This is a genomic window from Rathayibacter sp. VKM Ac-2803 (genome assembly GCF_009807175.1).
Lineage (GTDB): Bacteria > Actinomycetota > Actinomycetes > Actinomycetales > Microbacteriaceae > Rathayibacter.
On sequence record NZ_WUCD01000001.1, the window covers coordinates 3,759,003 to 3,773,151 of the forward strand.

The following is a 14,149-nucleotide window of genomic DNA, read 5'->3' on the forward strand; positions in this document are numbered from 1 at the left end:
TCGCGCTCCGGCTCGTTCCCGGGCGCTGCTGAGGACGTCGACTGCTCCATGCGTCGAGGCTATGCCCGAGTCGGCATGCGAGCGTGGCGTGTCGCACGCCTCTGGGGAGACTCCGCGCCGAGGGCGGGGTGTGGACGAGCCCCGCCCCGGGGTGCACGATGAGCGGACCCGCCTCCCCCGATCGGAGTCCTCGATGGACCAGCTGCCCATCCCGCACGCCGCGATGATCGCCGCGCAGGCGCTCATCGACAGCGCGGCGGCGTTCGACGGCGAGGCGACCGGCCCGATGAACCGCCTGACCCTCGAGCGCGCCCTCAGCCCCATCGAGGAGGGGGTGCTCGACGACGACGGCATCGTCGTGCCGACCGCGTCCGACGTCGCCGGCGCCTCCGTCATCTGCCTGACCTGGCTGACCGGGCGCCTGGTCGAGTCGAGCGGCCGCTCCCGGGAGGAGATCCTGTTCTCGCTGCGCGAGTTCGTCACGGAGGCGCTGCGCAGCGACGGGGGCTGACTCGCGCCCCGCGCGAACGCCGAGCACACTGGAGCGCATGGCCAGAAGCACCGCCCGTCGCGACCGGCACCGCCCGAAGGACGTCAGCGAGCGCAGCGGCACCGCGCCCGGTCCGCGGCGATCGAGCGCCCCCGCACCCTCGGACCCCGCCGTCGACGTCGTGATCGTGGGCGCCGGCCACAACGGACTCGTCGCCGCCGCCTACCTCGCCCAGGCCGGACTCGACGTGCTCGTCCTCGAGCGGAGCGCCCACGCCGGCGGAGCGGCGGTCTCAGAGCACCCCTTCCCCGGCGTCGAGGCGCGCCTCAGCCGGTACTCCTACCTCGTGAGCCTGCTGCCACCGTCGATCCTCGCCGATCTGCGCGTCGACGTCCCGCTCGTGCGCCGCCGCTACTCCTCCTACACGCCCGACCCCGTCGATCCGACCCGCGGCCTCCTCGTGGACACGGGCGATGCGGAGGCGACCGCCGCCTCGTTCGCCCGGCTCGGCGCCGCCGGCGACGCAGACCCGTTCGCCGACTTCTCGCGGCACACCGCGCGGATGGCGCGCGCTCTCTGGCCGACGCTGACCCAGCCGCTGCTGCGCCGAGGGGAGGCGCGGCGTCTCGTCGGCGACGACGACGTCTGGCGGGCGATGATCGAGCGGCCCATCGGCGAGGTCATCGAGCGGAACATCACGAACGATGCGGCCCGCGGCATCCTCCTCACCGACGCGCTGATCGGCACCTTCGCCGGCGCTCTCGACGCCGACCTCGCGCAGAACCGCTGCCTGCTCTACCACGTGATCGGAGGCGGAAGCGGTGACTGGGACGTCCCCGTGGGCGGCATGGGCGCCGTGTCGGGCGCTCTCGAGCGCGCCGCCCTCGACGCCGGCGCGCGGATCCTCACCGCCACCGAGGCCACCTCGGTGAGCGCCGACGGCGAGGTGACCTATCGCCGCGGTCCCCGCACGCGGCGGGTCCGCGCCCGCTTCGTGCTCTCGAACGCGGCGCCGTTCGTCCTCGACTCTCTGATGGGCGGCGGGTCGGGAGTCGGCGCCGAGCGACCGGAGGGAGCACAGGTCAAGGTGAACCTGGTGCTGACCAGGCTCCCCCGCCTCCGCGACGACAGCGTGACCCCGGAGGCGGCCTTCGGCGGCACCTTCCACGTCAACGAGGGCTACCGGCACCTCGAGGAGTCCTACCGGGCGGCGTCCCGCGGAATCGCTCCCGGCCCGATCCCGTGCGAGATCTACTGCCACTCGCTGACCGACCCGACGATCCTCTCGCCCGAGCTCGCCGCCTCGGGAGCGCACACCCTGACGGTCTTCGCCCTGCACACGCCCGACCGCTGGCTGACCGCCGAGAACAACGAGCAGACGCGGGCGCGCCTCGAGGCCGAGATCCTCGACTCCCTCGACTCGGTGCTCGCCGAGCCGATCCGCGACCTGGTGATGCGCGACGCCGACGGGGCGCCGTGCATCGAGACGCGGACCACGCGCGACCTCGAGGCGAGCCTCGGGCTCCCCGGCGGGAACATCTTCCACGGTCCGCTGTCGTGGCCGTTCGCCGAGGACGACGAGCCGCTCGACACCCCCGCCCAGCGCTGGGGAGTCGCGACCGCTCACCCGCGGATCCTGCTCTGCGGTGCGGGCGCCCGGCGCGGGGGCGGCGTCTCGGGTCTCGGCGGGCACAACGCGGCGATGGCGGTCCTGGAGGAGCTCGGGGCGTGAAGATGCTCGCGCCACTGTTGCAACCGACACTCGTGCTTGGATATGGCTATGGCTAATCGGCAGCGTTCCCAGTGGTCTGACAATCCGAAATTACAAACCGACATCGGTGGTCGCTCAGAATTTGCGGCGGCCGTCGCCGCGAAAGTGGACCAAACCGGAAAAGATACGAGCTCGACCGTTTACGGTCTTATAGGGCCGTGGGGCAGCGGAAAGACCACGCTTCTAAATGACATCGAAGAACGCCTAAGATGGAAGACTGTTTGGTTTAGTCCGTGGTCCGCCTCTGACGTCTCAGCCATCACAACCGAGTTCGTGGTGACTCTTGCGACCGCATTCTCTGAAAAAGGTGACTTGAAGAGAAAACTTCTCCATTACGCGCGATTTGGCCTACCCGCCCTCAAGCTAGTCCCGTACTTGGGTGACGCGGCGGCCGAAGTCTCGGGAAACCTTCTTGACCAGCTATCAATTCAACCGGCGTGGCACGAAGAGTTTGAGGTGATTTCGAAGGAAATCGGCGCACAGGGAGAAAGAGTACTCGTAATCGTCGACGACGTTGATCGCCTCGACGCAATAGAGTTGCGGGCGCTCCTTCGAGTCATCCGCCTACTCGGCCGATTCGATAATGTTCATTATCTTCTTGCGTACGACCAAGAAACGATAGAGCAACTTCTTACAGGTAGCTCTATTGCTGGCCACAGGTCCGATTTCATGGAGAAGATTGTTCAGCACCCCTTCGAGGTCCCCCCTGCCCCAGCAATTGTGAGACGTCGTTGGGCGCGATCGATCATCTCTATTGTAGTACCGGAGGCCGATCAGCTCTCGGGCCCAATGCGATCAGCCACGGATGAACTTGTCAGCATCCTCGCGGACGGCATCGAAACTCCTCGAGCCGCAAGGCGACTCGAGGAGCAAGTGAAGAGTTTCAAAAGCCTTGCGGTCAATGCGGAACTGGATGGTCTTGACTTCGTCGTGATCTCATGGTTGAGAATCGCGCATCACAAAGTCTGGAACCATATTCGAACTCGTTCGAGTAGTTATCAAGGATGGTCGAGAGACGATGTCGAGCAGCTACAGGGCGTCCGCGAACAGGGAGTTGAGGAGCGCGTCGATCGGGGCGCGGCGAAAGTCGTTTGGTCCGGTGTCCGCTTTCTCTTCGAAGAGCCGAGACAGACGAACGACCTAAGCGTTCGGAGTGGTCGAATGCGTGAAGATCGCTACTACGACCGCTACTTTTTACTTAGCCTTGCGGAAGACGACATTAGCGACGCCAGCACAATCTTGGCTGTCACTCATATCATTGAAAATAGAATAACCACACAGACGGCTACTTTCACTGAAGTTCTCCTCGGAGAAGACGGAGAATTGGCCGCCTTGGCCGTTCGCGTAGCCAGAAGTTCGCGTCACGACACAGAGCCTAGTATGGAACTTGTCAACTTTCTCCGGGTTATCCGGGAAAAATTGGAGGGACGGCAAAGTCAACAGGACTTCAGACTTCCTCCGCTTGAGAGCTGGCTTGAACACGAAGTGATTCTCGCACTTGACGGCGAGGTTCTAAGCGGTTACGACGCAGTGCAAATGTTCGGGTATGACCAGCTAGCTACATTTGCGCTGAATTATCGTTGGCTCGAAGACGACGAAGAGAAGCGGCTTATTCTGGCCTTTACAAGGATTGTTCGAGAATGGATTGAAGAAGTTCGGAGCGAAAAGGTCGAGGTCATTATAATTCGCCCAGAGTTTGTTCGAATGATTGTGATTTGTCGACGCTTTGGTTTAGAAATTGGAGCAGGCCTGCTCGAACCAGGAGTATCGAGCGTCGATGACCTGATTGCAATAGCAGAGAAATTTGTCGGCTATAATCGATGGTCTGGCGCATCGATTCATTTTTCGCTAAAGTTTTACGAGGATGAATTTCGCTTCGCGACGGGCGGAGCATTCACGGAAAGCTGCCAAGCGGCCCTTCCCGCCAGCGACGACACGCTGAACTATGAGATTTCGGAGCGAGACTCCCCCATATTAGCGCCGGCGGAACTTCGTGATTTTGCTATTGGCAAACTGCGCGCTCTAAAAATCAACAAGCAGACAGTCCCCACGAGCTGAACAAGTCCGAGATGCCGCGCCTCAGTGCTGGCGGTGGTCCTCGATCGTCATCCTCGGGCCCCGCCTGGGCTTGCGCGCCCCGCTCGTGCCGATCAGGCGGATCACGCGCTGGCGGTGCCCGCGCCACGGCTCGAGCAGCTCGAGCATGCCGTCGTCGTCGACCCCGTGCCGCCCCGTGAGAGCGAAGCCGATGGAGGCGGCCAGGTGGTAGTCGCCGACGCTCACCGCATCCGGGTCGCCGTGCGCGCGCATCATCACCTCCGCGGCCGTCCACGCGCCGATCCCGGGGACCGACTGCAGTCGCGCCGCGACCTCGGGGCCGCCGCGGCCGAGCGCGAGGGTGCGCTCGAGACCGGGGGCGACGAGGGCCGCCGTGAGGAGGGTGCGCGAGCGCCGCGGGTCGACGCCGGCCCGGTGCCACTCCCACGAGGGGATGCGGCGCCACTGCTCGGCCGTCGGCGCGACGTGGAGCGGCACGGGGCCGGGTGCCGGATCGCCGTAGCGCCGCACCAGCACCCGATAGGCGCGCCACGCCTCCGTGCTCGTGACCTTCTGCTCGAGGATCGACGGCGCGAGCATCTCGAAGACGAGGTTGGCCCGCGTGAGCCGGAGCCCGCTGGAGCGCCGCAGCACCTCGGCCAGCGGCCGGTGCGACGAGAGGTCGAGCCCGCTCCAGTCGTCCCCGTGCCCCAGCAGCTCGGGCACCCTGTCGATCAGCCACTCGGCGCCCTCGCCCCACGCCCGCGCGTGCACCGCGCCGTCGGAGGCCTGCCGCAGCTGCAGAGTGCCCGCCCCGAGCGGCGTGCGGAAGGCGCGCCAGTAGCCGGAGGCGTCGATCAGCATCGTCGGGTCGCCCGAGCCCCGCAGCAGCGTGCGCACGGTGAGCGCGAGGCTCACCGGCACGGCCGGCGCGTACACCGTTGCCCTGGCGGGCACGGGAGCAGGGTGGGTGATCGACACGCAGCGATGCTAATAGCGCCCTCCGACATCGGCTCCGGAAGCCTCTCCGCAGAACCGCCATCCACGACGTGTTCGGAGCCGCGCCCGCATCGGATTGGTCCAACCGCGATGACCACATGCGCAGATCCGATGTCGGGAATTCGCTGGTCAGTGCTCGGTTCCCGGGCGTAGCTTCGCGCTGTCGCGGCGACGAACCACGTCGTCCGGCATCCGCCTATCACTGGAGATGCGCACATGTTCGACACGACCTTCATCCGCAACGCGATCGTGAGGAGCTCCGAGACGGCCCTCGATCGTCGTCGCTTCTTCGAGGCCACCGGCATCGCCGGCCTCGGCATCGGAGCAGCCGCCCTCGCCGCCCCCTCCGCCTCGGCCGAGGAAGTCGCGGCCGCCGGCCCCGGCGACCCCGCCGTCCTCAACTTCGCGCTCAACCTCGAGTACCTCGAGGCCGAGTTCTACCTCCGCGCCGTCACCGGCTCGGGCCTCAACAGCAGCGACACCGGCGGCGTCGGCCGTCTCGGCGGAGTCAAGGGCGGCCGCGCCGTCCCGTTCAAGACCCCGTGGCTGAAGTCGTTCGCCCGCGAGGTCGCCAACGACGAGAAGGCGCACGTCAAGTTCCTCCGGGCCCAGCTCGGCGGCGCCGCTGTCGCACGCCCGTCGATCAACCTCACCGAGAGCTTCAACGCCGCCGCGACCGCGGCCGGCCTGATCCCCGCCGGTGGGTCCTTCGACCCGTTCCTGAACGAGCAGAACTTCCTGCTCGGCGCCTACGTCTTCGAGGACGTCGGAGTCACCGCCTACAAGGGCGCTGCTCCCCTCATCGAGTCGAAGGTCTACCTGGAGGCGGCCGCCGGCATCCTCGCGGTCGAGGCGTACCACGCCGGTGCCATCCGCTCGGCGATCTACAGCGCCGGTCTCGACGTGCAGGCGGGCAAGCTCTCCGACGCTCGCGACAGCCTCGACGGGGCCACCGATCTCGACCAGGGTGTCAAGGTCGGCGGTGAGGCCAACATCCAGCCCACCGACGCCAACGGCATCGCCTTCAGCCGCAACCCCGGCCAGGTCCTCAACGTCGTGTACCTGAACCCGAAGGCGACCACCAAGGGCGGATTCTTCCCCGAGGGCGTCAACGGCGTGGTCAACACGAGCCAGGCCAACTAGTCCGGTACGACGACGGGCCCTTCCTCGAGGCGGCGAGGAGGGGCCCGTCGTCGTTCCTGCCCCGAGCGCGCCCCCGCGTCCTCTACTCTGAGCGGGTGAAGATCGGGATCCTGACCTCCGGGGGCGACTGCCCCGGGCTGAACGCCGTCATCCGCGGCGCTGTCTACAAGGGCATGAAGGTGTACGACCAGGAGTTCGTCGGCTTCCGCAACGGCTGGCGCGGCGTGGTCGACGGCGACCTGCTCCCCCTCGGCCGCGCGGACATCCAGGGCATCGCCAAGCAGGGCGGCACCATCCTCGGCACGAGCCGCACGAACCCCTTCGAGGGCGAGAACGGCGGCCCCGAGAAGATCGCCGGGATGATGGAGCGCAACGGCATCGACTCGATCATCGCGATCGGAGGCGAGGGCACCCTCGCCGCGGCCAAGCGCCTCACCGACGCCGGGCTCAAGATCGTCGGCGTCCCCAAGACGATCGACAACGACCTCGGGGCGACCGACTACACCTTCGGGTTCGACACCGCGGTCGGCATCGCGACCGACGCGATGGACCGCCTCCGCACCACCGGCGACTCCCACGGGCGCTGCATGGTCGCCGAGGTCATGGGACGCCACGTCGGCTGGATCGCCCTCCACTCGGGCATGGCCGCCGGCGCGCACGTGATCCTCATCCCCGAGAAGAAGACCTCGATCGAGCAGATCGTCGAGTGGGTGAAGAGCGCTCAGGACCGCGGTCGCGCTCCCCTCGTCGTCGTCGCCGAGGGCTTCTCGCTCGACAGCATGGACGACGCGCACTCCGAGCGCGGCCTCGACGCCTTCGGCCGCCCGCGCCTGGGCGGCATCGGCGAGATGCTCGCCCCGATGATCGAGGAGCGCACGGGCATCGAGACCCGCGCGACCACCCTCGGCCACATCCAGCGCGGAGGAACCCCCACCGCCTTCGACCGCGTCCTCGCTACCCGCCTCGGCATGGCCGCCATCGACTCCGTCGTCGCCGAGCACTGGGGCCGGATGGTGGCGCTGCGCGGCACCGACATCTACCACGTCGACTTCGCCGAGGCGCTCGGCACCCTGAAGACGGTGCCCGACTACCGCTACGAGGAGGCGCGCACCCTCTTCGGGTAGCGCGCCTCCGCGGCATCGGCGTCTCTAGGAGGCGCCGCCGGGCGTCGCCGTCGGCACGATCACGGCGCGCGCGAGCGTGTGGAAGTGCACGTTGAAGCCGAGGATCGCGGGCGTCGACTCGGGGTCGAGCTCGAGCGCCTCGACGTCGAGGGCGTGCACGGCGAAGAAGTAGCGGTGCTCGCGGTCCGGCGGCGCCGCTCCGATGAACTGGCGCAGCCGCATCTCGTTCGGCAGCGTCTGCGCGCCGGCCGGCAGCAGCTCGAAGCCGGCGGACCCGGCGCCGGTCGGCAGCTCGGCGGTGTCGGCCGGGAGGTTGTAGACGGCCCAGTGCCAGAAGCCCGAGCCGGTCGGCGCGTCGGGGTCGAAGACCGTGACGGCGAAGCTCTTCGTGCCCTCCGGCGCTCCCGACCAGGCCAGGTGCGGCGAGACGTCCTCGCCGCCCGCGCCCTCGCCGTAGTGGCGCGCCGCCAGCGGCTCGCCGTCGGCCATGTCGTCGCTGGTGAGCGCGAAGGTCGGCACCTCGCCGAGTCGGGCGTAGGGGTCGTAGTTCCAGTCGGACATCCGGTTCTCCGTTCGAGGGGGGCCCGCGATCCGCGAGCCTCGACCAGCCTACGAAGGGGCGGCCGCCGATCCAGGGCTTGCGATCACGACCCCAGGTAGCGCCCAGGCCGGTGGTTGAAGGCGAGCACGAGGTTGAGCACGACGACCCCCGCCGCCGAGATCAGCACGTTCACCGGCGGCACCACCAGCAGGGCAGCCGCCACCACGCAGGCGTCCAGCGCCATCATCACGTAGCCCGCCCGCCAGCCGAGGCGCTCCTGCGCGATCAGCGCGACGATGCTGAAGCCGCCGAGGCTCGAGCCGTGCCGGAAGAGGATCAGCAGGCCGATCCCGGCGAGGATGTCGCCCGTCAGCACCCCGTAGACCGGGTCGATGCGGAGCGACCCGAACGCGAGCGGGTGCAGCCCCGCGAGCACCGAGACCAGCACGATCGAGAACATCGTCCGCAGGGTGAACCGCCAGCCCTTCTTCCACAGCGACAGCGCGAGGAACGGCAGGTTGACCACGACGAGGATCACGCCGAACGGGATCGGCAGCGGGTAGCCGAGGAGGAGCGCGAGTCCGGCCGTCCCGCCCGTCACCGCCTCGCTCGCCCGCAGCAGGAAGAGGCCGAACGAGACGACGAAGGCGCCGGTGACGAGTCCGAAGACGTCCTCGACGCGCGAGTGCGGCACGGTGCTGGTGGCGTCGGACATCCGACGATGCTGGCACAGGCATGTTGCGCCGCCGTTTCGCCCGGGGTCGGCACCCTCGTAGGCTGTGCCGGTGCTGCCCAAGATCCTGCTGTTCTACCGCTTCGTGCCGCTGGCCGACCCGGAGACGATGCGGCTGTGGCAGCGCGAGCTCTGCGAGTCCCTCGGTCTGCGCGGTCGCCTCCTGCTCTCGAAGGACGGCATCAACGGCACCCTCGGCGGCGAGATGACGGCGCTGAAGCGCTACGTCCGCCGCACCCGCGAGCACTCCGCCTTCCACGGGCTCGAGGTCAAGTGGAGCGAGGGCTCGGGCCTCGACGAGGACGGCCGGAGCGTCGACTTCCCGGGGCTCTCGGTGAAGGTCCGCGACGAGATCGTGTCGTTCGGTGCGCCCGGCGAGCTCCGCGTCGACGCGGACGGAGTGGTCGGCACCGGCACGAGGCTCCAGCCCGACGAGGTCGACGCGCTGGTCGCCGAGCGCGAGGACGTCGTCTTCTTCGACGGCCGCAACGCGTTCGAGGCCGAGATCGGCCGGTTCGACGGAGCCGTCGTGCCCGGCGTCTCGAGCACACGCGAGTTCGTCGAGCAGCTCGACTCCGGCGCCTACGACCACCTCAAGGGGCGCCCCGTCGTCACCTACTGCACGGGAGGGATCCGCTGCGAGGTGCTGTCGAGCCTGATGACCGCGCGCGGCTTCGGCGAGGTGTACCAGCTCGACGGCGGCATCGTCCGCTACGCCGAGGCCCGGCGCGACGCCGGCCACTGGCGGGGTGCGCTCTACGTCTTCGACGGCCGCGGCTCGCTCACCTTCTCCCCCGATGCCGAGGTGATCGGGCGCTGCACCGCCTGCGAGGCGCCGACGAGCCGGATGCGCAACTGCGTCGATCCGTCGTGCCGAACCCAGCTCGTGGTCTGTCAAGGCTGCGACGCCGTCGCCTGTGCCGTGCATGCGAGCCGTACGCTCGCCTCATGAGCATCGAAGCGCGCGGACGCACCCTCGTCGACCTCCACACCGCCCCCGAGCTGCTGAGCGTGGTGAACGTCTGGGACGCCGTCTCGGCGACCACCGTCGCGGCCCTCCCCGAGACCCGCGCGCTCGCCACGGCCAGCCACTCCATCGCCGCGAGCTTCGGCTACGAGGACGGCGAGCGGATCCCCCTCGACCTGCACCTGAGCATGATCGCGCGCATCGTCGCCGCGGTCGAGGTGCCCGTGTCGGCCGACCTCGAGGCGGGCTACGGCGACGCCGGCGAGACCGTCCGCCGCGCCATCGAGGTGGGCGTCGTCGGCGCGAACCTCGAGGACCAGTTGAAGCCGCTCCCGGAGGCGCTGCGCGCGGTCGAGAAGGCCGTCGCGGCCGCCGAGGCCGAGGCCGTCCCCTTCGCGCTCAACGCCCGCACCGACGCCTTCGTGAAGGCGGGCGACCGCGACCGCGGTGAGGTGCTGGCCGACGCGATCGAGCGCGGCCGCGCCTACCTCGACGCCGGAGCCACCTGCTTCTTCGTTCCCGGTCTGCTGCAGGACGCCGAGCTCGAGGCCCTCGTCGCCGCGCTCGGCCGCCAGCGCGTCAGCGTGATCGGCGTCCCCGGCTCGCAGTCGCCCGCCCGCTTCGAGGAGCTGGGCCTCGCCCGGATCTCCTACGGCCCGTGGACCCAGCGCGTCGCCCTGACGGCGCTGCAGCAGACCGCGGAGGCTCTCTACGCCGGCGGCGCGCTGCCCGAGGGGACGCGGGCGCTGAACTGACGAGGACCTGAACTGACCCTGATCCGCGGGGCCCTTCGGGCGTAGCGTGGGCTCATGTTCCGAGCCATCGTCGTCGAACGGCACGACTCCTCCGAGACCCCGAACCGCGCACGACTCGTCGATCGCGACGAACCCGATCGGGCGCACGGCGACGTGACGATCGCCGTCGAGTACTCGAGCGTCAACTTCAAGGACGCGCTCGCGCTCGCCGGCCGCCCAGGAGTGGTCCGCCGCACGCCGCTGATCGCCGGGATCGACGTCGTCGGCACCGTCGAGTACGCCGACGGCGCCGCGGCCGAGCGCTTCGACTCCGGCGACCGCGTGGTGCTGAACGGTGCGGGTCTCGGCGAGCGCCACGACGGAGGGTTCGCCGAGCGCGCCCGTGTCGAGTCGGAGTCGCTCCTGCGCGTCCCCGGGGCGATCTCGTCGGCGCGGGCCGGCGCGATCGGCACGGCGGGGTTCACCGCGATGCTCGCCGTCCTCGCACTCGAGCGCCACGGCGTCCGGGCGGGCGAGGGGCCCGTCCTCGTCACGGGAGCCGCCGGCGGGGTCGGATCCGTCGCGATCGCCCTTCTCGCGCGACTCGGCCACGAGGTGGTCGCCTCCTCCGGCCGCGCCGCCGAGCACGGCGACTTCCTCCGTCGTCTCGGCGCCGCCGAGGTCGTCGACCGCGCCGCACTGCAGGAGGCGGGCAAGCCGCTGCAGTCCGAGCGCTGGGCGGGAGTCGTCGACTCCGCCGGCTCGCACACCCTCGCCAACGCGCTCGCGCAGACCCGCTGGGGCGGCACCGTCGCCGCCTGCGGTCTCGCGCAGGGCGCCGACCTGCCCGCGACGGTGATGCCGTTCATCCTGCGCGGCGTCACGCTCGCGGGCATCAACTCGGTGGAGGCTCCGCGCAAGCTCCGCGAGGAGGCCTGGCGCCGCCTCGCCCACGACCTCGACCTCGACCTGCTCGACGCGCTGACGTCGACCGTGTCGCTCGGAGGCGCACTGCAGATCGCCGAGGACGTCCTCGGCGGGCGGGTCCGCGGCCGCACCCTGGTCGACGTCCGCGCCTGATTCACAGGTCGAAACGGGCGTCTCGCCGAAACGGGCGCGAAACAGCGCCTGCGTAGGGTCGCGGGATGAGCACAACCGTCGACAAGACCGCAGCCGGCATCGGCGAGCGCCAATAGAAGACGAGCACAGGTACCACATCGGGATCGCACCGGGCGAGGTGTCGACGGTGGCGCTGCTGCCGGGCGACCCCTTCCGCGTGCCCATGATCGCCGAGTTCCTCGACGACGCCCGCGAGATCGCGCCCAACCGCGAGCATCTGACGATGATCGGCACCTACAAGGGCCACCCGATCACGGCGACGAGCACCGGCATGGGCTGCCCGTCGACCGCGATCGCCGTCGAGGAGCTCGCGCGCGTCGGCGTCACCTCGTTCATCCGCGTGGGCAGCTCGGCCGCGACGCAGCCCGGGATCGAGCCGGGGGCGCTCCTCGTGAGCGAGGGGACGCTCCGCAACGACGGCACGAGCGCCGCCTACGCGCACCCGGGCTTCCCGGCGGTGCCCGACCTCGAGCTGACCTCGGCGCTGCTCGCCGCGACCCGCGAGATCGCGCAGCGCGAGGGAGTGCCCGTGCACTCCGGGATCAACGCGAGCGACGACGCGTTCTACGCCGAGACTCCGGAGTGGATCGCGACGCTCGAGAAGCACGGGATCCTCAACGTCGAGATGGAGTCGAGCGCGCTCTACGTCGTGGCACGGCTCCGCGGGCTCCGGGCCGGCATGGTCTGCGCGTGCTCGAGCAACCTCGTCGACGGCGCGAGCCCCTACTCCGGCACGAAGGACCGGCTGGCGCAGGGCTGGCGGCTCAGCATCGAGGCGGCGCTCGAGACAGCGGTGCGGCTGAAGCTGTGAGGCGCTGAGGCCCTGAGGGCTCTACTCCGCAGCCTCGGTCGCTCCGCTGGGCTCGGCCGAGGCGTGACCGACGGAGGAGTCGGGACGCGGAGTGCGGGTGCGCGGGGTGGCGGGCTTCTTCTTCGCCTTCGGGGCGGGGGCGGGTTCCGGAGTCGGTTCCGGGGTCGGCTCCGTGGTCGGCTCCGGGGTCGGCTCCGGGGTCGGCTCCGCCGCCGGTTCCTGCGCGTTCGCGCTCGCCGCCGCGACACGGGCCGCGGCCTGCTCGGCGACCTCGGGCACGATCACCAGGTCGTCCGTCTCGATCACCGGGATCGCCGCCGTCCCCGTGCCGAGCTGCAGCGCGGCGATCAGCTCCTGCGCGTGGCGGGTGCTGATGATCAGGCGCGAGTAGTCCTCGTCGGCCAGATCGATCACGACGGCCGACGGCCTGCGCTTGATCAGCAGGAAGTCCTTGCCGCCGTGGAACTTCCAGGTCCCCACCGCGATCGTCAGCGGGACGGCCGTCCCTGGGGCGCGGATGCCGCGGACCCAGATCCACGGATCCTCCGTGACGGTCGCCGAGCGGATGCTCGAGCGGTCGACCACGACATCGCCGCGGTGGAAGGCCAGGATCCGCTCGGCCGGGGTGAGGCGGAGTTCGAGGCGGTCGGGGAGCACGGTCACGACGGGCATGCCCCTAGTCTGCCCGGACCGATCGTCCTCCGCGCCCCGCGATGGGAGCATGGTCGGATGCCGATGGATCAGGAGGAGCAGCGCCTCCTCGACGCGATGCTCGTCGAGAAGCAGGCGCAGACCCGGCTCGAGGCCGAGCGTCTGGAGGAGGCGCTCACCGACCTGCTGCTCGCCCGCGGCGACGGCACCGCCGACGACGAGCACGACCCGGAGGGGACCCCGCTCTCGGCCGAATGGTCGCGGATGGCCGGGGTGCGCGACGCCCTCGCCCTGACCGGCCGCGAACTCGCGTCGGCCCGCGAGCGTCTCGCCGCCGGCGACTACGGCGTCTGCGCGCACTGCGGCCGCCCCATCGGCGCCGCCCGCCTCGAGGCCCGCCCGACCGCCGAGCTCTGCATCGACTGCGCCCGCCTCGCGGAGTCGCGGCGGCGGTGAGCCGGGGTCAGCCGTTCAGGATCACTCCTCGAGAGCCTGCCGCAGCATCCTCGCGAATCGTGGGACGCCCGCTCTCTCCAGTGCCGAGACGAGCTGAAGGGGAGTGAGCGGAGGAGCCGAACAGGCGTCGGACCACTCGTGGAGCGCCTCGAGCACGAGTTCGGGCAGAAGATCGAGCTGATCGAGGAGGAACGCATCCGGATGCCTCACTTCGAGGTCGAAACCGACGACCGAAGCAGGGCCGAAGTCTGCGAGGTCGAACGTGACCAGGACCGCGGCGTCCGCTCGAACCGCCGCGGCGAGCACGTGCCGGTCCTTCGGATGGTTCCTCATCACCCCGATCAGGGAGTCGTAGCCCGACACCATCGCGTCCGGGAAGTGCTGCCGCATCGCGTCGATCCGCCGGTCGACGGCCCGCGGAGGAAGACTGCGCCGGAGGTTCCGTCCGAGTTCGTCCAGCACGTCTGCCGACCAGAGTGGCCGGAAGGCCCCGCGCGCTGCCAGCCGGAGGAGGAAGTCGTTGAGACTTGCGCTGTAGAGGACGTTCGTGTCGAAGAAGACCGGGAACCGCAC

At 69.6% G+C, this 14,149-nt stretch carries 15 protein-coding genes; 10 read left to right on the plus strand and 5 right to left on the minus strand.

Annotated features, from left to right (window positions below; translation table 11 throughout):
- Window positions 1–193: 193 nt before the first annotated feature.
- Genes GRS96_RS17660 through GRS96_RS17670 form a run of 3 tightly spaced genes read left to right on the plus strand, consistent with a single transcriptional unit; the run spans window position 194 to window position 4,319 of the window.
- The gene (locus tag GRS96_RS17660) at window positions 194–511 is read left to right on the plus strand and encodes a hypothetical protein (RefSeq protein WP_159989093.1); all 318 of its coding nucleotides are present in this window, start codon (window positions 194–196) and stop codon (window positions 509–511) included.
- A 37-nt stretch (window positions 512–548) separates the two neighbouring features.
- Entirely contained in the window at window positions 549–2,222 is a 1,674-nt protein-coding gene (locus tag GRS96_RS17665) for a phytoene desaturase family protein (protein ID WP_159989094.1), read from the plus strand.
- Between the two features lie 48 nt (window positions 2,223–2,270).
- Complete coding sequence (locus GRS96_RS17670; protein WP_159989095.1) at window positions 2,271–4,319, plus strand: KAP family P-loop NTPase fold protein; 2,049 nt, start codon at window positions 2,271–2,273, stop codon at window positions 4,317–4,319.
- Between the two features lie 21 nt (window positions 4,320–4,340).
- Here the strand turns inward: GRS96_RS17670 and GRS96_RS17675 are convergent, their stop codons facing one another.
- A complete protein-coding gene (locus GRS96_RS17675; protein WP_236553656.1) occupies window positions 4,341–5,279 on the minus strand; it encodes a DNA-3-methyladenine glycosylase family protein in 939 nt (312 codons plus the stop codon).
- A 234-nt stretch (window positions 5,280–5,513) separates the two neighbouring features.
- On the opposite strand from GRS96_RS17675, the gene GRS96_RS17680 reads away from it, so the two are divergent.
- Both GRS96_RS17680 and GRS96_RS17685 read left to right on the plus strand, forming a co-directional pair.
- Window positions 5,514–6,440 (plus strand): ferritin-like domain-containing protein, encoded by a 927-nt coding sequence (locus GRS96_RS17680; RefSeq protein ID WP_159852782.1) that lies wholly within the window; start codon window positions 5,514–5,516, stop codon window positions 6,438–6,440.
- 95 nt (window positions 6,441–6,535) lie between these two features.
- Window positions 6,536–7,564 carry a 6-phosphofructokinase gene (locus tag GRS96_RS17685; RefSeq protein ID WP_159852784.1) on the plus strand — a complete coding sequence of 343 codons (1,029 nt, stop codon included), beginning with the start codon at window positions 6,536–6,538 and terminating at the stop codon, window positions 7,562–7,564.
- A gap of 24 nt (window positions 7,565–7,588) precedes the next feature.
- Here the strand turns inward: GRS96_RS17685 and GRS96_RS17690 are convergent, their stop codons facing one another.
- Entirely contained in the window at window positions 7,589–8,125 is a 537-nt protein-coding gene (locus GRS96_RS17690; RefSeq protein ID WP_159852786.1) for a YbhB/YbcL family Raf kinase inhibitor-like protein, read from the minus strand.
- A gap of 83 nt (window positions 8,126–8,208) precedes the next feature.
- Window positions 8,209–8,820 (minus strand): YitT family protein, encoded by a 612-nt coding sequence (locus tag GRS96_RS17695; protein WP_159852788.1) that lies wholly within the window; start codon window positions 8,818–8,820, stop codon window positions 8,209–8,211.
- A gap of 73 nt (window positions 8,821–8,893) precedes the next feature.
- Between GRS96_RS17695 and trhO the strand changes: the two genes are divergently transcribed.
- The 4 genes from trhO (at window position 8,894) to GRS96_RS17715 (ending at window position 12,469) form a co-directional block, all read left to right on the plus strand.
- A complete protein-coding gene (trhO, locus tag GRS96_RS17700; RefSeq protein WP_268817133.1) occupies window positions 8,894–9,790 on the plus strand; it encodes an oxygen-dependent tRNA uridine(34) hydroxylase TrhO in 897 nt (298 codons plus the stop codon).
- Window positions 9,787–10,560 (plus strand): isocitrate lyase/PEP mutase family protein, encoded by a 774-nt coding sequence (locus tag GRS96_RS17705; RefSeq protein ID WP_159852790.1) that lies wholly within the window; start codon window positions 9,787–9,789, stop codon window positions 10,558–10,560. Before trhO ends, GRS96_RS17705 begins: the two co-directional genes overlap by 4 nt.
- 54 nt (window positions 10,561–10,614) lie before the next feature.
- A complete protein-coding gene (locus GRS96_RS17710; RefSeq protein WP_159852792.1) occupies window positions 10,615–11,619 on the plus strand; it encodes an MDR family oxidoreductase in 1,005 nt (334 codons plus the stop codon).
- A gap of 166 nt (window positions 11,620–11,785) precedes the next feature.
- Entirely contained in the window at window positions 11,786–12,469 is a 684-nt protein-coding gene (locus GRS96_RS17715; RefSeq protein WP_159989096.1) for a nucleoside phosphorylase, read from the plus strand.
- Window positions 12,470–12,490: 21 nt separating this feature from the next.
- On the opposite strand, the gene GRS96_RS20515 is transcribed toward GRS96_RS17715, so the two are convergent.
- A complete protein-coding gene (locus GRS96_RS20515; protein WP_204162106.1) occupies window positions 12,491–13,141 on the minus strand; it encodes a hypothetical protein in 651 nt (216 codons plus the stop codon).
- A gap of 57 nt (window positions 13,142–13,198) precedes the next feature.
- Between GRS96_RS20515 and GRS96_RS17730 the strand changes: the two genes are divergently transcribed.
- Window positions 13,199–13,576, plus strand: a complete 378-nt coding sequence (locus GRS96_RS17730) for a TraR/DksA family transcriptional regulator (protein ID WP_235021770.1) — start codon at window positions 13,199–13,201, stop codon at window positions 13,574–13,576.
- Window positions 13,577–13,597: 21 nt separating this feature from the next.
- Here the strand turns inward: GRS96_RS17730 and GRS96_RS17735 are convergent, their stop codons facing one another.
- Entirely contained in the window at window positions 13,598–14,149 is a 552-nt protein-coding gene (locus GRS96_RS17735) for a PIN domain-containing protein (RefSeq protein WP_159989097.1), read from the minus strand.

Excerpts from the sequence above, each read along its gene's own strand:
- GRS96_RS17660 (WP_159989093.1), top strand. The coding sequence starts at position 194 with ATGGACCAGCTGCCCATCCCGCACGCCGCGATGATCGCCGCGCAGGCG.
- GRS96_RS17665 (WP_159989094.1), top strand. The coding sequence starts at position 549 with ATGGCCAGAAGCACCGCCCGTCGCGACCGGCACCGCCCGAAGGACGTC.
- GRS96_RS17670 (WP_159989095.1), top strand. The coding sequence starts at position 2,271 with ATGGCTAATCGGCAGCGTTCCCAGTGGTCTGACAATCCGAAATTACAA.
- GRS96_RS17680 (WP_159852782.1), top strand. The coding sequence starts at position 5,514 with ATGTTCGACACGACCTTCATCCGCAACGCGATCGTGAGGAGCTCCGAG.
- GRS96_RS17690 (WP_159852786.1), bottom strand. The coding sequence starts at position 8,125 with ATGTCCGACTGGAACTACGACCCCTACGCCCGACTCGGCGAGGTGCCG.
- GRS96_RS17695 (WP_159852788.1), bottom strand. The coding sequence starts at position 8,820 with ATGTCCGACGCCACCAGCACCGTGCCGCACTCGCGCGTCGAGGACGTC.
- GRS96_RS17705 (WP_159852790.1), top strand. The coding sequence starts at position 9,787 with ATGAGCATCGAAGCGCGCGGACGCACCCTCGTCGACCTCCACACCGCC.
- GRS96_RS17710 (WP_159852792.1), top strand. The coding sequence starts at position 10,615 with ATGTTCCGAGCCATCGTCGTCGAACGGCACGACTCCTCCGAGACCCCG.
- GRS96_RS20515 (WP_204162106.1), bottom strand. The coding sequence starts at position 13,141 with ATGCCCGTCGTGACCGTGCTCCCCGACCGCCTCGAACTCCGCCTCACC.
- GRS96_RS17730 (WP_235021770.1), top strand. The coding sequence starts at position 13,199 with ATGCCGATGGATCAGGAGGAGCAGCGCCTCCTCGACGCGATGCTCGTC.